This is a genomic window from Affinirhizobium straminoryzae (assembly GCF_007004135.1).
In the GTDB taxonomy this organism is placed as follows: domain Bacteria; phylum Pseudomonadota; class Alphaproteobacteria; order Rhizobiales; family Rhizobiaceae; genus Neorhizobium; species Neorhizobium straminoryzae.
In genome coordinates this window covers 15,964-33,396 of the sequence record NZ_VJMG01000070.1, presented here as the reverse complement: position 1 = coordinate 33,396, position 17,433 = coordinate 15,964, and the positions used below count along the sequence as shown (strand labels likewise).

At 60.9% G+C, this 17,433-nt stretch carries 18 protein-coding genes and 1 tRNA gene; 6 read left to right on the top strand and 13 right to left on the bottom strand.

Annotated elements, in window-relative coordinates; translation table 11 throughout:
• On the bottom strand, positions 1 to 829 hold an 829-nt coding region (locus FNA46_RS21215), incomplete at its 3' end, for a tetratricopeptide repeat protein (protein WP_143127210.1).
• A gap of 139 nt (positions 830 to 968) precedes the next feature.
• Here FNA46_RS21215 and FNA46_RS21210 point away from each other — a divergent pair.
• The 4 genes from FNA46_RS21210 to FNA46_RS21195 all read left to right on the top strand — a co-directional run bounded on the left by FNA46_RS21210 (position 969) and on the right by FNA46_RS21195 (position 4,099).
• Positions 969 to 2,351, top strand: a complete 1,383-nt coding sequence (locus FNA46_RS21210; RefSeq protein WP_143127209.1) for a leucyl aminopeptidase family protein — start codon at positions 969 to 971, stop codon at positions 2,349 to 2,351.
• Between the two features lie 78 nt (positions 2,352 to 2,429).
• The gene (locus tag FNA46_RS21205; RefSeq protein ID WP_143127208.1) at positions 2,430 to 2,780 is read left to right on the top strand and encodes a MarR family transcriptional regulator; all 351 of its coding nucleotides are present in this window, start codon (positions 2,430 to 2,432) and stop codon (positions 2,778 to 2,780) included.
• Positions 2,781 to 2,792: 12 nt separating this feature from the next.
• Positions 2,793 to 3,644, top strand: a complete 852-nt coding sequence (locus tag FNA46_RS21200; protein WP_143127207.1) for a C40 family peptidase — start codon at positions 2,793 to 2,795, stop codon at positions 3,642 to 3,644.
• A gap of 95 nt (positions 3,645 to 3,739) precedes the next feature.
• Entirely contained in the window at positions 3,740 to 4,099 is a 360-nt protein-coding gene (locus FNA46_RS21195; protein ID WP_143127206.1) for a hypothetical protein, read from the top strand.
• 288 nt (positions 4,100 to 4,387) lie between these two features.
• Here FNA46_RS21195 and FNA46_RS21190 read toward each other — a convergent pair whose 3' ends face one another.
• From FNA46_RS21190 to FNA46_RS21145, 10 genes are all read right to left on the bottom strand, one after another.
• Positions 4,388 to 7,045, bottom strand: coding sequence for a DEAD/DEAH box helicase (locus FNA46_RS21190; RefSeq protein ID WP_143127205.1), 2,658 nt, complete (start codon positions 7,043 to 7,045; stop codon positions 4,388 to 4,390).
• A gap of 2 nt (positions 7,046 to 7,047) precedes the next feature.
• Positions 7,048 to 8,661, bottom strand: a complete 1,614-nt coding sequence (locus FNA46_RS21185) for a site-specific DNA-methyltransferase (protein ID WP_143127204.1) — start codon at positions 8,659 to 8,661, stop codon at positions 7,048 to 7,050.
• Between the two features lie 62 nt (positions 8,662 to 8,723).
• Complete coding sequence (locus tag FNA46_RS21180; RefSeq protein ID WP_246103260.1) at positions 8,724 to 9,752, bottom strand: site-specific integrase; 1,029 nt, start codon at positions 9,750 to 9,752, stop codon at positions 8,724 to 8,726.
• Between the two features lie 68 nt (positions 9,753 to 9,820).
• Positions 9,821 to 10,303, bottom strand: a complete 483-nt coding sequence (locus tag FNA46_RS21175) for a helix-turn-helix domain-containing protein (protein WP_143127202.1) — start codon at positions 10,301 to 10,303, stop codon at positions 9,821 to 9,823.
• On the bottom strand, positions 10,304 to 10,510 hold the full coding sequence (locus FNA46_RS21170; RefSeq protein WP_143127201.1) for a helix-turn-helix transcriptional regulator: 207 nt from the start codon (positions 10,508 to 10,510) through the stop codon (positions 10,304 to 10,306).
• 102 nt (positions 10,511 to 10,612) lie between these two features.
• Positions 10,613 to 11,629 carry a hypothetical protein gene (locus FNA46_RS21165; RefSeq protein ID WP_143127200.1) on the bottom strand — a complete coding sequence of 339 codons (1,017 nt, stop codon included), beginning with the start codon at positions 11,627 to 11,629 and terminating at the stop codon, positions 10,613 to 10,615.
• Between the two features lie 81 nt (positions 11,630 to 11,710).
• Complete coding sequence (locus FNA46_RS21160; protein WP_143127199.1) at positions 11,711 to 12,904, bottom strand: tyrosine-type recombinase/integrase; 1,194 nt, start codon at positions 12,902 to 12,904, stop codon at positions 11,711 to 11,713.
• Between the two features lie 193 nt (positions 12,905 to 13,097).
• A tRNA-Leu gene (locus tag FNA46_RS21155) sits at positions 13,098 to 13,182 on the bottom strand.
• Positions 13,183 to 13,300: 118 nt separating this feature from the next.
• Positions 13,301 to 13,618: an Rdx family protein gene (locus tag FNA46_RS21150; protein WP_143127198.1), complete on the bottom strand. Its 318-nt coding sequence runs from the start codon at positions 13,616 to 13,618 to the stop codon at positions 13,301 to 13,303.
• A gap of 5 nt (positions 13,619 to 13,623) precedes the next feature.
• Positions 13,624 to 14,493 carry an NAD(P)-dependent oxidoreductase gene (locus FNA46_RS21145; RefSeq protein ID WP_143127197.1) on the bottom strand — a complete coding sequence of 290 codons (870 nt, stop codon included), beginning with the start codon at positions 14,491 to 14,493 and terminating at the stop codon, positions 13,624 to 13,626.
• Between the two features lie 187 nt (positions 14,494 to 14,680).
• Between FNA46_RS21145 and FNA46_RS21140 the strand changes: the two genes are divergently transcribed.
• Together FNA46_RS21140 and FNA46_RS21135 are read left to right on the top strand one after the other, a co-directional pair.
• Positions 14,681 to 15,430: a PRC-barrel domain-containing protein gene (locus tag FNA46_RS21140; RefSeq protein WP_143127196.1), complete on the top strand. Its 750-nt coding sequence runs from the start codon at positions 14,681 to 14,683 to the stop codon at positions 15,428 to 15,430.
• A 132-nt stretch (positions 15,431 to 15,562) separates the two neighbouring features.
• Positions 15,563 to 16,852 (top strand): UDP-N-acetylglucosamine 1-carboxyvinyltransferase, encoded by a 1,290-nt coding sequence (locus FNA46_RS21135; RefSeq protein WP_246103258.1) that lies wholly within the window; start codon positions 15,563 to 15,565, stop codon positions 16,850 to 16,852.
• A 6-nt stretch (positions 16,853 to 16,858) separates the two neighbouring features.
• Here FNA46_RS21135 and FNA46_RS21130 read toward each other — a convergent pair whose 3' ends face one another.
• Positions 16,859 to 17,158 carry a CcdB family protein gene (locus tag FNA46_RS21130; RefSeq protein ID WP_143127194.1) on the bottom strand — a complete coding sequence of 100 codons (300 nt, stop codon included), beginning with the start codon at positions 17,156 to 17,158 and terminating at the stop codon, positions 16,859 to 16,861.
• Positions 17,158 to 17,388, bottom strand: coding sequence for a type II toxin-antitoxin system CcdA family antitoxin (locus FNA46_RS21125; RefSeq protein WP_143127193.1), 231 nt, complete (start codon positions 17,386 to 17,388; stop codon positions 17,158 to 17,160). The genes FNA46_RS21130 and FNA46_RS21125 overlap by 1 nt, the downstream gene beginning before the upstream one ends.
• Between the last annotated feature and the right edge of the window lie 45 nt (positions 17,389 to 17,433).

Sequence of the window (17,433 nt, the reverse complement as noted above, 5' to 3'; positions counted from 1 at the left end):
TGCCTGGGCCAGGCTTGCCGGCAAGGACGGCAAGCCTGGCCCAGGCATTCTGCTGGGACAGCATGCCGCGCAGATAGGTCACGTTCGCCTCCGCCTGGCTCGGCGTCAGCTCCTTGCGGGCAATCTCTTCCGCCTCGGCGAAGCGGCCCTGCAGGCCGACGACAAGCGCAAGGTTCTGGCGAACGCGGCTGTCGGCCGCCGGCTGCTGGATCGCGGTGCGCAGATAGGTTTCGGCGGCGCGCAGATCGCCCGACAGCACATAGGACATGCCGAGATTGGACAGCACGCTCGGCTCGTTCGGCTGCACATCGAGCGCCATGCGATATTTGCGGCGCGCCTCGTCGGAACGGCCAAGCTGGTCCAGCACCGCCCCTTCCGCGGAATAGAGCCGCCAGTCCGGCCGGTCGGGCGTCTGGGCGCGGGCAATGGTGGCGAGCGCCTGTTCCAGCTGTCCGGCAGCGGCCTGTGCCTTGCCATAGGCCGCCAGCACCTCGCGGTCGGAAGGATTGGCGATCACCACCTGCTGCATCACCGCCAGCGCCTGTTCGTTCTTGCCGTTCATGCGCAGGATGGTCGCGTAGTTCAGGCCGGTGGCGCGGTCTTTCGGGTTGCGGTCATAGGCAGCGCCCACGGATCGTTCGGCCTCCGAGAGTTCCGGCGCGGTCATCGATTCGACCGGTTTCGTCAGCCGCGGCGCCGCGATGGACCCGGTCGTCATGCGGTCCTGACCCTGCGTCGCACATGAGGCGAGCGCCAGCGACATGAGCAGGGTGCCGGCCATGCCGCGCAGCAGACCGAAGCGGAGGAAGGGCAGGGAGGAGGCAGTCATGGTGATATCCCGCAAGGCGACGCAGGCCCCGCCATTTTTCTGCTTCACGAGCCGCAGATCATGGGTGGCGCAATCTCAATACAAGCAATAGTCTGTTAACCCTAACAACACGTTAAGTGCCAGATTCTGAAAGCATTCCATGGCCACCTACCAGTTCCTCGAAAGACCCTCTCCCTTCGTTTCCGGAAATTCCGAGGCGCTGATCGTTCATGCGCTGACCCCCGCCGAGCTGGAGGAGGGCCGGCCCTCTGCCGCTGCAGTGGCCTTTGCGCGCTCCGCCGGCTTCAAGGCGGAGGCGGTCAGCCTGCTGCTTCTGCAAGGGGCGGATGGTGCAGTCGCTGGCGCCCTGTTCGGTCTCGGCGCCGAGCCGGATCCCTTCATCACGGCCAAGCTCGCCCGCGCCCTTCCGCCCGGCGCCTGGCGCATCGAGGCCACCGCGCTGGCGCCGGAGCAGGTCGCGCTCGGCTTCGGCCTTGGCGGCTACAGCTTTGACACCTACCGCACGCCGAAGCCGATCGAGGCCTTCCTTGCCCTGCCGGACGGGGTCGATGCCGACGCCCTGAACCGTCAGCTGGCCGCCGTCTTCCTCGCTCGCGATCTCGTCAACACGCCGACCAACGACATGGGGCCGGAGCGGCTCGAGGCCGTGTTCCGGGCGCTCGGCAGCCATTACGGCGCGACCGTGTCCTCCATCGTCGGCGAGGACCTGCTGACGGCGAATTTTCCGCTGGTGCACACGGTCGGCCGTGCCAGTGCGGAAGCGCCGCGCCTGCTCGAGATGCGATGGGGCCGCACCGGTGCCCGCAAGGTCACTCTGGTCGGCAAGGGCGTCTGCTTCGATACCGGCGGCCTCGACATCAAGCCGCCCTCCTCCATGCTGCTCATGAAGAAGGACATGGGCGGTGCCGCCAATGTTCTGGCGCTGGCGCTGATGATCATGGATGCGGGCCTCGATCTCGATTTGCGCGTGCTGGTGCCGGCGGTTGAAAATTCCATTTCCGCCAGTGCTTTCCGCCCGGGCGACATCTATCGCAGCCGCAAGGGCCTGACCGTGCAGATCGACAATACCGATGCCGAGGGGCGCCTCGTTCTGGCCGATGCGCTGGCCTATGCCGACGAGGAAACGCCCGATCTGATGATCGACATGGCGACGCTGACGGGCGCTGCCCGCGTGGCACTCGGACCCGATGTGCCGCCCTTCTTTACCGATGACGAGGATCTGGCGCTGGCGCTGGCGGCTGCCAGCCGCGCCGAATCCGATCCCATCTGGCGTCTGCCGCTGTTCAAGGGCTATGAGAAGGATCTGCGCACGCGGGTGGCCGATCTGACCAACGCGCCCTCGGGCGGCATGGCGGGGTCGATCACGGCGGCGCTGTTCCTCAAGCGGTTCGTTGCGAACGCGAAAAGCTGGGCGCATTTCGACATCTATGCCTGGTCACCCGCCGAAAAGCCGCAGACGCCGGTCGGTGGCGAGGCACAGGCCATTCGCGCGCTCTACCGTCACATCGCCTCGCTGGCCTGATCGGGGCTTGCCTCCCTCCCGGCCTGGCGGGAGGATGAGGGCGTGAGGCAAAGGGAAGGCAGGAAAGAGGAGGGCCATATGCCGGCGGAACTTTCGGCCACCGAGGCGCTCGGCCTCTGGCACCGCGTCACCCTGGAGCAGGTGCGCCAGGGCGGGTACGACCTCAGCTTTCGCCAGCTCTCGATCCTCCTGCACATTTACCTCGTGCCTCCGCCCCACACGGTGCGGGGGCTTGCCGCAACGCTCGGCGTCAGCAAGCCGGTCATCACGCGAGCGCTCGACAGCATGGGCGCCTTGCAACTGGTCGACCGGGTGCGTGACGAGCGTGACCGGCGCAATGTCGTCATCAAGCGCACGCTTTCCGGTGCGCTCTATCTGGAAAAATTCGGCGACCTCATTCGCAGCGAGGCCCGCCGGCCGATGCCCTGAGGAGAGCCTGTCATGACCGAACCGCTCGACCGCCGCCTGCATGCCTTCCGCCCGGATCTCGCCGACGAGCGGCTCTCCGGCCGCGTCGAGGCCCTCCGCTTCGTGTCTGGCGAACCGGCGACAATTGCCGTGTCCGTCGCCGATCTTCGACCCGCGCCCGATCTTGCGCGCGGCATCGATACGCAGCTTCTGTTCGGAGAAGCAGTCCGCGTCTTCGAGCGTCGCGATGGCTGGGCCTGGGTTCAGGCGGAGCAGGATGGCTATGTCGGCTATCTGCCGGAGAGCGCGCTGCAGGGGCCGGTGACGCCCACCCACTGGATTTCTGCGCCGCGCACCTTCGTCTATCCCGAGGCGGAACTGCGCAAGGTGCCGCTGATGGCGCTCTCCATGGGCAGCCGTGTCACGGTGACGGGCGAGGCGGAAACACGCGGCACGCGCTATTTCACGCTGGTCTCCGGCGGTGCTGTCATCGCTGCCCATTGCCTGCCCGTCGAGACGGTCGTCGCCGAGGATTATACCAGGATTGCCGCGCGCTTTCTGGAGACGCCGTATCTCTGGGGTGGCCGCTCCGGTTTCGGCATCGATTGCTCCGGGTTGGTGCAGCTGGCGCTGATGATGGCCGGCCACGCCGCGCCGCGCGATTCCGACATGCTGGCCGCTTTCGGCGCGCCGCTTCTGCCGGAAGAAGCCCGCCATGGCGATCTCGTCTTCTGGAAGGGCCATGTCGGCATTCTGGAAGATGACGGCATGCTGCTGCACGCCAATGGCCACAGCATGACGGTGGCGCGCGAGCCGCTCACCGATGCCATTGCCCGCATCGGCTGGCTCTATGGCCAGCCCACCGGCTTCCGCCGCCCTGTGTGACGTGGCGGTCATCACGCAAACGTTTCGCAGACCTATGGCGGCGTCACCCGCGAGCCCTTACATGACAATCGGATAACAAGCGCGGAGGACGTGCGATGCGGATGGTGACGAAGGATTTCTGGCGGCTGCTGATGCTGGGCGCGTTGATGTCCGCGCCCGTGCTTGCCGCCGACGGCAAGGCCCAGCCCAACTGGGCCAATCCGGCGCCGGTCTACAAGGATCTGCCGGGCGTCGTCTCGCCGGAAACGCTCGCAAAGCAGAAGGCGGCGGACGAACCCAATTGCACCACGGATATTGAATACCGCCGCTGGCGGCGCGACGACATTCTGAGCAGCGACAGCGTGCCGGTGACGGTCTATCGCTGTGAGAAGAATGGCGTGACCTATTCCAGCACGCAGATGCCCGACCGCCCCTGGGTGCCCGGCCTCAACCCCACGGATCTGCCAAGACAGTAAAACGACGTCCCAGCACGGCTGCCGGATCACGGTTTTTGTCTGGAAATTTAGGCAACAAAAAGCCCGGCTCAGCCGGGCTTTTTTGTAAAAAAATTCAAGTCGTTGGTACCGACTTGACCTTGGGAATTTGGTGCCAGAAGAGCACCCGAACTATCCAATCAAATTATTGATTTTTAAAAGAATATTTCAAGGTTCATGATCGATGTGCCAACAAAAATACCAACAAATGAAAAGTTGTATCGTCAGTGCCCCTACAGCCGTCCGAAAAATGACCTTTCCACAAAAAAGTCAGTGTGGCTTTCGGATGGCTGCATCAATTCTGCTGAATTCCTTACCCTCGATCATGAGGAAGAGGCAAGAGCCGCCGGAACGATCCGCCCACAACTCGCCGACAAGACGCTTTTCCTTGGAGTCGTCGTTGGTCATGTAAGGCTTGCCCTTGTATTCCAGCACCAGATGGCGCCCGTCCTTAAGAAGCGCCACGAAGTCGGGATAGAACTTGTCCGTTGCCGTCTGAAGCCAGAAGGAGTTCGGCTGTTGAGACGTGTTGCGCACCCATGCCTTCACTTCAGGCATGCGTTCAAGATAGACGGCGCATTCATGTTCCTCTCCCGAGGCCTCCAAGTCACCGATCACGCGGAACAGATGCTTTTTGAAGTCGACGCGCCCTTTGTACGGCTCGCGATAGGCATATCGGCTTTCCTCGAAAACAAGCTCCAGCTCGGCGCTCGTCTTGAAGTCGAGCCCACCTTGCGGAATGAGCGCCTGTTGAAAGGCTTGGATTTCGCGGCCGTCGCGGTGCTTTGCGATAACCTTCACCAGCGCTTCGACAATTCGGAACTTCGCTCGCGCCAAGGCTTCGATCGCCATGCCGGTTTGTGCGGTGATGTGGTCGAGCGCCTTGGAGATGAAGAGCGTGGAAGAAACGCGGGTGATGTCGCGTCGAGCCGTGAACGGAAGTCGCCGGTCGAGCCAGTTCACCAGTGCGTTCTTCGTCCATCCACGTTCCTGAAGGTTGAGCATCAACTGCTCATGCAGGTCGGTGACAAACGCGACATTGACATGGCCGGACTGATCCACGTCGACATGCGCCTCGTCGCGCGCCTGCTTGGGCGGAACGAAGAAGTCCATGATGTGCGACGGGTCGTCGTTTTCAAGCTTCCATGGAATGTCGAGGAAATGGCCACGATCGAAAAGCTGCAAACCATGGGCCGTCTGCACCGCAAGGCGCGGCACCGCAAAACCGATTGCTTCCTTTTCTTCCCCGACCGATTTCAGCCGGGCGCCGCGCGACTTGTGCACCAACGCTTCCACCATGCCGGCGGCCGCATCCGGTAGGGCCAACAGCAGCGCTGTCTTGTCATAGTCCGTCAGCGCACCGCGCGCCCGGATGATCTGTTTTTCCGCATCAAATTCGACGCGGCCGCCGGTGAGCGTGTGAATGTTCTTTTCAAAGGCGTGAAAATCCAGCTCGAAGGGAACCGCTTCTTCGTAGACATAGGCAACACCGCCCGGCTCCAGACCGTGTAATGGCTCGGCAACCGCCCGCACCAGCGCTTGCGCTTCGACCCGTTCGAAGCCGTTGTTCACCAGCCCGTCGCGAAGCGTGTTCGCGGCGTTCTGAAAGCTTGTTGTCGTCGCGAAAGCGTACGCACGGTTGAGGTCGTCTTGCTTCTTCCATTTTGCTCCAGGAAGGCGAAGCACGCGGCCCAGAAGCTGCTCCACCGCGCGGGCCGATTTCTGTTCGGCAACCGAACACAGCACATAGGCGAAGGAGCAATCCCAGCCCTCTTTCAGCGCCTGCTGCGTGATGATGAAGCGTACCTTGCAATCGCGATCGAACAGGTCGACGCCATCAAGGCCTTTGCTGTCACCGGTCGCAATAACGATGTGCTCTTCCGGCACCCGGAAATCTTCGACGAGAAGCTTCTTCACCTCGTCAGCATGTAGTGTCGGCTTATCCTTCGAGCGCGGTTCGGCCTGCACCAGCATAACAGGGCGAACGAATTCCCCTGTCATGTTCTCTTCCGCCCGCGCCGTTGCAGAAAGCTCGTCAAGCCAGGCCATCGCGTCGCTGATCGTGTCACGGGGATCGGCGCGCCCGCGCAGGATGACCGGAAGCTTGATCATCTCTTCCGCCTTTAACTCCGCTGCCGAGACATGGTGCAGCACATTCGAGGCATAGATGCCCTTTTCCGGTTTGTGCTCTTCGGGCGTGACAGGCGTTGCCGTGAATTCCACAATCAGCGAAGGGGAAAGCCTTCCCAACGTGTCGAAGGACAGGTCCGTGCGGGCATTATGCGCCTCGTCCACAATCACCATGGGCCGACGCATGCGCAGCACATTGGCGAGCGACGGCAGCGGATCGCCGGATGGTCCCGTTTCGAGGATAGCGCGCTGTTCATTGGCCAAGCCGCTGAAATGGTCCATCAGCTCGCCATTGGCCTCATAGACCTTGCGTCCCTCAGTCTTCTCCACGCGGAATGCTTGGATCGTCGCGACGATGACCACAGCGCCACCGTCATAATCGGCGCGCTTGGCATAGAGCGCGTCCTGAATGGTCATCACACGGACATTCTCGCCGAAGCGGTCGGCGAGCGCTCGCCGGTTTGGATGCGCCCTATCGGAAAGCGTTGCCAGTGTCTGTTCGCGGATCGTATCGGACGGTACCAGCCATAACACCGTTGGATTGTCACAGCGAAGGAAGGCATCGGCCGCAACCGCGATGCTGTGCGCGGCAAGGATCGTCTTGCCGCCGCCGGTCGGCACGCGAAGGCAGACATAGGGCTGACCCGGCAGGCCCGGCGGCTGGAAAAACGGCCGCTTGGTCAGGGCATAAAACGCGGTGTCGGCATCGTTCAATTCCACCGTCTTTTCCAGAAAGCGGCGAAGACTGGCAAGCGTCTGAAGCTGATAGGTCTTGAGAGAGAATACAGGAAGCGCCATCGTCAAATCCCTTCGATCTGATAGGGGATCTGCTTGAAGGTGACGCCCAAGGCGGACAAGCGGTCATCCGGCACTGTGCAGCCCTCGGCATAGACGATCCGCGCGCCGGCAAAATCCTTCGCCGGCAGCGGCAGCGTTTCGAGCACCCCGCCGGTCAGCACATTGCCCGCCTGTTCGCGCGCAACACCCACCGCCTCGGCCGAATGCAGGAGATAGATCGCCCGGTTCTGGAACGTGCCGATCAGCGGCGAGGCGCCATCGGCGCGCTTGGGGATTGGCGATCCGGTTTCGCAGAAGAACACATGCGCGGCGAGGTCCGGAAAGGTGACGGCCGGTGAGACATTGCCATCGGCATCGAACAACGGCTCGCCCAGGGTGCAGAAGCGGAAGCCGCCGCCGCCGGTCCAACTGACCGCTTTAGAGATGCCGCCTTGTTCGCCGTCAACGACTTTGGAGTAGCGCGGCACAACATGAGTTACAGCGTGCTCGCCCATCTCCACGCCGATGTGCCTTCGTCCCAGCTTTTGCGCAACCGCGCCCGTTGTTCCAGAGCCTGTAAATGAATCCAGGATCAAGTCGCCCTCATTAGAAGCTAGTTCAATAATACGTTGAACTAATTTTTCCGGCTTAGGCGTGGGGAATGGATCGTTGGGCAATAGAGAGAGCTGTTCCTTGCGTCCATCCTGCGTGTGGCTTACTTCCTCCCAAAGCCAAATTGTTTGAGCGTTGGTGCCCTCAGAACGAAGAGTGTCACGGAAACGCTTTAGAGCGGGCACTTTGTTGTTGCCGTTTTTTCCCCACCAAATAAGTCCTTCAGCAATGTGTCGGGCATTCTCTTCTTTTCCATAACCCCAGACACGGGATCTCGAAGGCCAAATCTCTTCGAGAGTATTTGGATTAGTGATGGGATAATAGAGATTTGGTCGCTCATCAGCGGTCTTCGCGCACGTGTAGTTGTCCGGTCGCCAAGGGCCTCGCGGGTCGCTGTCTGGATTTTTATAGGCGGCGTTGGCCTGTTCTGTTCGCGCTAGTTTGTTGGGACGCCAAGCATTCTTGTTTCTTGCATATACCACGATGTGGTCGTGGCTTTCAGAAAGCCAAAGCGCGTCATTCGCGGGCGCGTATTTCTTCTGCCAGATGACGTTTGAAATGAAGTTTCGTCGCCCGAAAATCTCGTCCAAGATTAGCTTTAGGCCGTGGACTTCGTTGTCGTCGATCGAAATCCAAATTGATCCATCGTCGCTCAGAAACTCCTTCAGCAGGCGCAATCGTGGATACATCATGCAAAGCCACTTGTCGTGGCGAGACAGGTCTTCTGCTTCCTTGCCAACGACGCTACCCAGCCACGCGCGGATTTCCGGCGAATTCACATTGTCGTTGTAGACCCAGCTTTCATTGCCGGTGTTGTAAGGCGGATCGATGTAGATGCACTTCACCTTGCCGGCGTAATAGGGCAGCAGCGCCTTCAGCGCTTCGAGATTGTCGCCTTGCACCAGCAGATTGCCCGCGTCCGGATCGCCATGGCTCAAATTGTTGTCGCAATGGATCAGCCGATAGGGCACTTCGCGATGATGGTTCACGACGGCTTTCTTGCCGATCCAGTCGAGTGTGGGCATGAGACGTCCTGCAATCTGTCATTGGTCGATGACATGCTTTGTAGTGACCGGATTTGGCGCTGTCACGCCTTCTTGCGCTCCCTATCCAAGATCGCGGTGATGGCCGCAACCGCGTCGGGCGATATGCCGGTTTGCTCGTCCGGCTGCCGCAACGCGGCGATGATATCCGCCTGCCGGTTGGTCGCGACCGTGCCATAACTGGTGAATGTCGTCAGCACCTGCTCATGGCCCAGGTTCTGGCTCCAGGCCTTGAACTGTTCCGGTGTACAGCAGCGCTGTTCGCCCAGCAGGGCGAGCGTGTCGCGCAGGCTGTGCGGATTGGCATAGGGCAGGCCCGCCGCCTCGAAGGCGGTTTTGAAAATGCGGCGGATGGCGGAAGCATTTTTCCAGTGCTCGCGCGAAAGCCCTGAAGGGCCGAACAGACCGGCATTGGTCAGCGCGACCTTGGTTGCCGGAAACAGCGGATCATCAGGCCCGAACAATAGCCTGCTTTTCAAATGGTCGATCCACTCGGCAAGGATTGCTTCCACGCCTTCCCCCACGGGGAAGAAGAAGGTGGTGAAGGTCTTGCGACCCTTGGTCCTGACTTCCCGCGCATCCTGAAAGACCTTTCCTTCGGCAAGATCGACATGCTTCAGCTTGAACGACGCTGCCGCATTGTCGCGGGCGCCAGTTAGAAGCGTGAAGGCGATAATCGCCCTGTCGCGCTTTTCGATATCGCTGCCGTCCGGCATGCGTGAAATCACATAACGGACCTGCTCGACCGTCGGCACCTTCTTATCCCGTCGCGCCGTTGCAATGCGGCTGTCATTAGCGCTTGGATTGAAATAGTCCGCATCGGCATAGGAAATCCGCGATTTGTAACCGGGCTGGCCGGCGAGCCAGAAGGTGAAAGCCTTCATGGCCATCAACCGCGAATGGATGGTTGCTTTGGATAGCGGCGCACCCGTCTTGGCGTTGCGCTGCTTTGCCAGGTAAGCCTTGAAGCCCTTGGCCTGCTCGATATGGAAACTGGCGAAATCGCGATAATTCGACCATTGCTCAAAACCCGCAATCGATGCCGCGACAAGATCGACGCTGCTCACGTCCATCCTCTTCGCCTCCTTCAGATAGTCGAAATAGCGGCGCTTGATCCGCTCGTTTTTCACGTGGTGCTTCTTCATGCTTTCGCGCCCTTCCTGAAGTGATCATTGCGACGGGGAATGCCCATCTCGTTTAGGCGTGGATCACCTTGGGGAAATGAAACCGCCGCTTGGCGCTCCAGCAGACCCAGCTTCGAGGCGCTGAAGTTTTTGTGCATGATCGTCTCGCACGTCTCACAGATCGCGCTGAGCTGGCCGCTAAGGACCGTGCGTGGGGTGTAGTCGATCAGCCCGCCGGCCGCACCTTTCGGTTCGCGGCACCGGAAGCAGAAGAATTCGCCCAGCCCGCACCGCTGCTTCGGCTTGTCCCGCTTGTCGAGAAAGTCTCGCAGATCTCCTCCCAGGATAAGGAAGGGCCGTTGGTCGGCGATATGCGGCAATCCCGCCTTCAGCCATCGCCGCACGCTGCCCTTCGCCACGCCAAGGACAGCCGCCGCTTCCTCGCTCGTGTAGCTGTAATGCCGCTTGATCGCCCTTCGGTTCGGGCGACGCCCGGCCATCTACCGGCCTCCGCTGTCGATCAGCGATCGGATCTCTTCCACCCGCCACACGGTGATGCGTGGGCCAAGCTTGACCGGCTTTGGAAACCGTCCATCCTTGATGCCCGCCCACCACGTGGACTTGCTGACGGGTATAGGTCCGTGCGGCGCGATGATGGCGGAAAGCCGGACGAAGCCGGTCGTGGGGAAAGGGGTGTTGTTTGGCATGGTGCCACCTCGTCTTGGTTGAACTGAGGTGGTTCTAGATCGGCCGACAAGGGTCTTGGCCGAATTCGGGAATGTCAAACCGAAATCGGTTTCCGCAGGCGGCTAATCGGTTTTGTCTTGAAGCAAGACTTTGGCTTCACTCAAAAATTTGCGAACCGTGTCTTCATCAAGCTTCAAACCGATTTGCGCCACCGACCCGGCGATGTTAGCCGTTGCGCTGTTTCTGAGCTTTGTCGGGTCGAACTGATACTTCTTCATGGCCATCGCCAGGATTAATTTGAGCATGCTTTCGCGTTCGCGTGGTGGAGTTGGCTTTTGGTTCGCGGGATCAGATGAAAGTTCGGCCAGCTTGGCGTGAAGCTCGGTGTTCTCCTCCAATATGGCGAAAGCCGCCTCTCGAAGTGTTTCCAGTTCATTTTGCGCCTGTTCCGCTTGGCTTCGCAATTCCACCTCTGTCCGACCATGCTGCTCGACAAGGCTATTTAAAAAGGCTGCAAGAGTGTCGAATTCTGTTTTCCAGTCGGCGATCTGCTCTCCACGGGCCTCCACTGCCTCAATGGCGCGGGGGTCCATGTGAAAACCCGTTCGTAATGCCCAAGCGAGGAAGAAGGCGGGGGTATTTTTCGCAAGCAGTTGGCCGGCTTCAACGGCGCGGCTGATAAGCTGCATTTGGGAGTGGAAGGAACCAACAAAGAGCGAATTGCCAGCATAAGGCTGCAATGACTGCAGATTAACAACGTTTGGGTCTTTTCCAAACGAGATGGCCACTGCCTCTTCGGGTGTCCAATAGGATATTTTTGACCAGTAGTCCCAATTTGTCTCGGCAAGCCGGTTGTTGAAAAAGCGCTTCGCGTCCAGCGCGTTTACGATTTCTATTCGTTCTTCAAGAAAGCGATTGATTTCACTTTCTAAGATCAGATCGAACTGTTCGATCGAAAGAATTTGACCAATGCTTTCGATAAATCGCTGCGCGGCCGCATTCGCCGCTTCGAAACGCTGCTTATGTTCGGGATGGGTCTCCCAATATTCCTCATTCGCAAATATGCGTTGATCGGGAAACAGTCGATCAACGATAAAACCGATAGGGTCGGTTTCCCAGTGAGGCAATTGAGCGTCCATATCGCAGGTCCTGAGTCGTGGCCTGCTAAATTATCGATTGAAAGGCTGCTTCGGACGAGTCGCACCACGGCAGATTGAACATTATCCCGTAGTTTCACGCCAAATGTTTGTTTCTTCGGCCCACCAATCCGCCATTTTCACCCGCTCTTCCCAATAGAGCGCCCGGTGGTAGGCCTTGCGAACCTCGTCCGCACCCATATGGGCCAATTCCGCTTCAATCGCATCTGGCGACCACTTGCCGCTTTCATTTAGCAAAGAAGAGGCGCTTGCCCGAAAGCCATGGGACGTCGCTTCCTGTTGCGTGAAGCCCATGCGTCGAAGGGCGCTGTTCATGGTGTTTTCGCTCATGGTGCGCATCGGCAATGTCACGGCGGGGAACAAGAACTTCCCATGTCCCGTCAGCGAGCGCAGTTCTTCGAGGATCGCCAGGGCCGGCTGGCTTAGCGGCTTGCGGTGCTCGCGTCGCATTTTCATGCGCGAAGCCGGTAGGGTCCAGATCGCTTTTTCGAAATCAATCTCGCTCCACTGCGCTTGGCGAAGCTCGCCCGGTCGGGGATAAAGCAGCACCATCAGTTGCAGAGCCATACGCGTTTCCGGCATGCCTTCGTAAGCCCAGATTGCGCGAAGCAAGCCCCCGAACGCCTTCTTGTCTGTGACAGCGGCGCGATGCGAGACAGTCGGAGCGGTCAATGCGCCTTTTAGGCCAAAGGTCGGATCGTTATCGGTGCGCGCCGTTGCGATGGCATAACGGAATATCTGTCCAACTGTGGAGCGGACGCGCCGCGCGGTCTCATAGTTGCCTTTGGCTTCTATCCTCCGCAGCGGAACAAGGATCTCGGCGGCGGTGATGTCGCGGATAGGTCGCGATCCAATGTCCCCCATGGCAAGGTCGAGTAGCCATGCCTTCTTGCTTTGGGTTGCGTCCGCCTTTCCCTCTTTTGCAATCTTCCGAAGATACTCTTCCGCCACTACCTTGAATGTGACGGCATTGCTGGCCTGTTTAGCTATACGCTCAAGTTTCGCATGTTGCGCCGGGTTCACGCCCTTGGCCAGCAGCGCTTTGACGCCCTCGCGCTCGCGTCGGGCATTAGCAAGCGATACCGCCGGATAAGCCCCCAGCGCCATCGTCTGCTGCTTGCCTTCAAAGCGATAGGAAAGCCGCCACAGTTTCGAACCTTGAGGGGTCACTAGGACATGCAGCCCGCCCCCATCGCTATGCTTTGTTGGTCTTCCTGTTGGTTTCAGGGCCTTAAGGGCCGTGTCCGTGAGCGCCATTGTGGTATCCAGCCGGAGAACGTTGGTATCGGGCCAAGCCGCTGTTGGCATTCTCTGCCAAACACCAACGATGCTACCAACAAAACTCTTGGATGCAACGGGACGTCACAGGACGCTAGACAACAAAAAAGCCCGGAAAACCGGGCTTCTTATGTTGTTTCATAACCATCTTGGATGATCTGAAACGGGAATTTGGTGCCCAGAAGAGGACTCGAACCTCCACGCCTCGCGGCACAGGTACCTGAAACCTGCGCGTCTACCAATTCCGCCATCTGGGCGACGAGGAGCCATGTACTGGGACCTGCTTCGCCTGTCAACGCCCTTTTTGAAGTTTCTGTGTCAGGCGTGATTTTTCTTGGTCGGCCGTTTATGAGGCTTTTTGCGGATAGCCTGGCTTTACGGGGCTTTGGCCGCTTCCTCGTTGTTTTTGCTGGAAGATCGATCGATATGGCCGAGATCGCGTTCGGGGTCGATGACGTCGCGCACCCGCTGCTTCAGCTCCTTCGGTCCCGGAAAACCGCCGTCGCGCACCCGTTCCCAAATCAGCTGGCCATCGACGCGGATCTCGAAAATGCCGCCGGATCCGGGTTGCAAAGCCACCTCGCCAAGGCTTTCGGCAAAGGTCTGCAGCAGTTCCTGCGCCATCCAGGCGGAACGCAGCAGCCAGTTGCACTGGATGCAGTAGTGGATCGTCACGCGGGGTTTGTCGGTCATGCCTGTCATCCTTTCGATTCGGTTGCGGCGCGCACCATGGTGGCAAGGTCCCTTTCGCCGAGACCGGCCTGTTCGGCGCCGAGAAAGCTGTGCCGGGCCGCGGCCATGGCGGGCAGCGGCAGGTCCAAAGCGGCGGCGAGATCCATCACCACGCCCGAATCCTTCACCACGCCGGAGAGCGAAAAGCCGACGCTATCGCTTTCGCCGAGAATGACGGGCAGGCGGGATTTGAAGGCGGGGCTTGCCGCCGGACTCGTCTCCAGGAAACGCAGCATGGTCTCGCGGGCAAGGCCCGCCGCCTGGCCGAGTTGCAGCGCCTCCTTCAGGGTCTGCCACAGGCCGAGCAGCATCATGTTGTTGACGAGTTTGGCGGTTGCGCCGTGCCCGAGCGGACCGATGTGATGGATCCGGTTGGAGAGCTGTTCGGCCACCGGCCGGAAGCGCGCGACATCCTCGGGCGCGCCGCCGATATAGAGGCCGATGCTGCCTTCCAGAACCTGCTGGGGACCACCGGAGATCGGCGCGTCGAGCGCCCGGCTCCCCGCCGCCTGCAGTGCTTCTTGATGCGCCGGCAGGATTTTGGGACTGACCGTGCTCGTTTCCACCACCAGTCGGCCCGAGAGATCGAGCTGTCCCAGCTGGCCGAGAATGCTCTCCACGGCTGCGTCATCCATCAGCGAGAGGATCATGATGTCGGAGGCATCGACCAGTGCGGCAAGATCGGCGGCGGAGCAGATCCCGAGCGCTGACGCCTGCTCGGCGTTCAACCCGCGCCGCGTCCAGCCGGTTACGGCAAAACCCTGCGCCGAAAGCCGCGTGGCAATCGCGCTGCCCATGCGCCCAAGGCCAATGATCCCGATGCGTTCGCGTGTCATCGCTCCCCCTCATCCTGTCTCTGCGTATCCGCAGTCATACCGCCTTCGCTGCGCCGATGGATAGCGAAAACAGGAGGATCGGGAACAGTCGCTGCGCCGGGGCGCCGGGGCTGTCGTCCGAAAAATTGGAACAACACCGCCCCCGGCCGGTTTGCGAACCAGTGCAATCACCCAGGAAGAAACATTCATGACACGCAAGCTCATCGCCGCTCTCGCCTTCTCGACCGTTCTCCCCATGGCCGCCATGGCACAGACGGGCACTGCCCCGGCCGCGCCGAACACCGGTGCGGGCCAGATGACCCATCAGAACAACGCGCAGGGTGGCACGGCCGATGCGCCGCGCAGCACCGCCGATACGACCGCCGGCCCGTTCGTCACCGTTCCGGGGCAGGGCGCCTGGCGCGTCAGCGATCTCCAGGGCAAGGCCGTCTATGGCGCCAATGGCGAGAATATCGGCGACATTTCCGATGTGCTGGTAAGCCAGGATGGCAGCGTGAATGCGGTGATCATCGGCGTCGGCGGCTTCCTTGGCATCGGCCAGAAGGATGTGGCGGTGCAGATGAACGCGCTGCAGCTCGGCCCGGGCATGACTCAGCAGCAGGCCGACCAGGCCGCTGCCGGCAATCCGGCGGTATCCGGTGAGACCACCGCCTCCACCGGTACCACGGCCATGGGCACCACTTCCAACCCGGCACCGAGCGCCAACACCAATCAGGGCGTCGGCATGGGCGCGCAGGGCGCGAACACCGCCGCCAGCCCCAATGCCACCGTGCCGAACGCCACCACCGGCACCCGGACGGCGGCCAACAGCGCGGCATCCTCCAGCAGCGATGCAACGATCGGTGAAGACGGCCTGCCGGAGCGCATCGTGCTGAACGTGACGCGCGAGCAGCTGGAAGACGCGCCGGCCTTCCAGGGCATGACGCCGGCCCGCTGATCCGTTCCGATTTCTATCGAGGGCTTCGCGGCGCATGCTTCGGAGCCCTTTGTCGTGCCGGTACTTCGGCCCGCATATGCATTTTCGCCATGATTGACGCCCAATCAGCGGACCTCGACATATCCTGGGGGCATGATGGCGGATCTGGTGGTGGAAGGCGGCTTTCCGGTCGCGGGAACAATGCGGCCCTCGGGCAACAAGAATGCGGTGCTGCCCATGCTGTGCGCCACGCTTCTGACCGATGACGAGGTGACACTGGAAAATGTGCCCGACATCAGCGATATCGACAAGCTCGTCGCCTATTTCGAGAGCAAGGGATCGAAGGTTCATCGCGACCGGGCCGCGCATCGGCTGACCATCCGTCACGATTTTGCAGGCTTTGCCGCCCGCGAGGCCGAATTGCCGCTCGGCATGCGCGCTGCGGTGCTGCTTCTGGCGCCGGCCATGATCCGCACCGGTCGGCTGGATTTCGATACGGAAGCGAAGGGCTGCGCGCTGGGCGTGCGCGAGATCGATCCGCATCTGGAAATCCTGCAGGCCTTCGGTTGTCGCATCCTCTCCTCCCATCCGTGCGCGATGGAGGCCCCGGATGTTTATCGCGGCGCGCGCATCTGGCCGGATTATGCCTCGGTTACGGCGACCGAAACCTTCATCATGATGGCAAGCGTGGCGAGCGGCACTTCGGTGCTGAACAATGCCGCCTCCGAGCCGCATGTGCAGGCACTCTGCGAGATGCTGGTGACGATGGGCGCCCGCATCGAGGGGATCGGCACCTCGAAGCTCACCATCACCGGGGTCGGGCGCCTGTCCGGAACAAAGGCAACGGTGCCGGACGATCACCACGAGGTGGCAACCTTCCTCGCCATCGCCGCCGTCACCGGCGGCCGGCTGCGGGTCGAATCGCAGGTCGGCCATCACATGGAGCTGATTCTCCGCCAGTTCGGCAAGCTGGGCCTTGCCTTCGATGTGGAGGAGGATGCGATCACCACCGCCGGCTGGAGCCGCAGGGTGACGGAACCGTTCACCGCCGAACTGCTGCCGAAGATCGAGGCGGCCCCCTGGCCTTATTTTCCGGCAGACCTGCTGCCGCAGGCGATCGGCGTTGCCGTCGGTTGCCAGGGCGACATCATGTTCTGGAACAAGGTGTATGAGGGCGCGCTCGGCTGGTCGGCGGAACTCCTGAAATTCGGTGCGCGCGTGCATCTCTCCGATCCGCATCGCCTGATCGTCTTCGGGGGTAACACGCTGCGCCCGGCCGTGGTGGAGGCACCCTATATCATCCGCGTGGTGGTGGCGCTGCTGGTGGCGGCGATCCAGGTGCCGGGCATCAGCCGCATCAAGAATGCCGATCCGATCCGCCGCGCCTATCCCGATTTCGTGGAAAAGCTGACGGCACTCGGCGCCCGCGTGCATTGGGAATAGGCCGGGTCAAAAACCCTGAAACAGGAAATCCGTCGCGGCGGTGATGTCATCGGCGCGGTGGGAGAGGTCATCGAGCAGCGGACCAAGCTGGGATACGTTGATCGCAGCCATCCGCTGCGTCGCCATCACATAGCGATGGCCGTCAATGTCGAAGCGCGGGTTCATCCGCCCCATCGCCCAGGACATGGTTTCGATCCGGTAGAGCGGAACCACCACGCGCGTCCGCAACACATCCAGAATATTGGCCTGAAGGTCGATGAGAAGGATGTCCCTGTCCTCGGACCGGTACACCGAAAAACGCGCCATCAGAACAGCCGGTATTTAGCGAGCGGCAGCCCATGCTTCTCGATATCGGTATTTTCCGCCGCAATCGCCTCGGCATTCTCGATCCGCCAGAGCCGTTCCTTTTCGGCCTTCACGGCGCGCGCGATTCCATCTTCCGCCGCGCGTGACACATCAAGCTTCAGGTCGGTCGCCTCGGCCAGAAGTGCGCGATCAATGGAAATCTTATCCTTTGCGGATGCTGCCTGAACCATGAAACCACATCCCTTGTTACGCAGGCCCCCAAGGGTCCGCAGGCG

Excerpts from the sequence above, each read along its gene's own strand:
- FNA46_RS21210 (WP_143127209.1), top strand. The coding sequence starts at position 969 with ATGGCCACCTACCAGTTCCTCGAAAGACCCTCTCCCTTCGTTTCCGGA.
- FNA46_RS21205 (WP_143127208.1), top strand. The coding sequence starts at position 2,430 with ATGCCGGCGGAACTTTCGGCCACCGAGGCGCTCGGCCTCTGGCACCGC.
- FNA46_RS21200 (WP_143127207.1), top strand. The coding sequence starts at position 2,793 with ATGACCGAACCGCTCGACCGCCGCCTGCATGCCTTCCGCCCGGATCTC.
- FNA46_RS21195 (WP_143127206.1), top strand. The coding sequence starts at position 3,740 with ATGCGGATGGTGACGAAGGATTTCTGGCGGCTGCTGATGCTGGGCGCG.
- FNA46_RS21190 (WP_143127205.1), bottom strand. The coding sequence starts at position 7,045 with ATGGCGCTTCCTGTATTCTCTCTCAAGACCTATCAGCTTCAGACGCTT.
- FNA46_RS21185 (WP_143127204.1), bottom strand. The coding sequence starts at position 8,661 with ATGCCCACACTCGACTGGATCGGCAAGAAAGCCGTCGTGAACCATCAT.
- FNA46_RS21180 (WP_246103260.1), bottom strand. The coding sequence starts at position 9,752 with ATGGACGTGAGCAGCGTCGATCTTGTCGCGGCATCGATTGCGGGTTTT.
- FNA46_RS21175 (WP_143127202.1), bottom strand. The coding sequence starts at position 10,303 with ATGGCCGGGCGTCGCCCGAACCGAAGGGCGATCAAGCGGCATTACAGC.
- FNA46_RS21170 (WP_143127201.1), bottom strand. The coding sequence starts at position 10,510 with ATGCCAAACAACACCCCTTTCCCCACGACCGGCTTCGTCCGGCTTTCC.
- FNA46_RS21165 (WP_143127200.1), bottom strand. The coding sequence starts at position 11,629 with ATGGACGCTCAATTGCCTCACTGGGAAACCGACCCTATCGGTTTTATC.
- FNA46_RS21160 (WP_143127199.1), bottom strand. The coding sequence starts at position 12,904 with ATGGCGCTCACGGACACGGCCCTTAAGGCCCTGAAACCAACAGGAAGA.
- FNA46_RS21150 (WP_143127198.1), bottom strand. The coding sequence starts at position 13,618 with ATGACCGACAAACCCCGCGTGACGATCCACTACTGCATCCAGTGCAAC.
- FNA46_RS21145 (WP_143127197.1), bottom strand. The coding sequence starts at position 14,493 with ATGACACGCGAACGCATCGGGATCATTGGCCTTGGGCGCATGGGCAGC.
- FNA46_RS21140 (WP_143127196.1), top strand. The coding sequence starts at position 14,681 with ATGACACGCAAGCTCATCGCCGCTCTCGCCTTCTCGACCGTTCTCCCC.
- FNA46_RS21135 (WP_246103258.1), top strand. The coding sequence starts at position 15,563 with ATGATGGCGGATCTGGTGGTGGAAGGCGGCTTTCCGGTCGCGGGAACA.
- FNA46_RS21130 (WP_143127194.1), bottom strand. The coding sequence starts at position 17,158 with ATGGCGCGTTTTTCGGTGTACCGGTCCGAGGACAGGGACATCCTTCTC.
- FNA46_RS21125 (WP_143127193.1), bottom strand. The coding sequence starts at position 17,388 with ATGGTTCAGGCAGCATCCGCAAAGGATAAGATTTCCATTGATCGCGCA.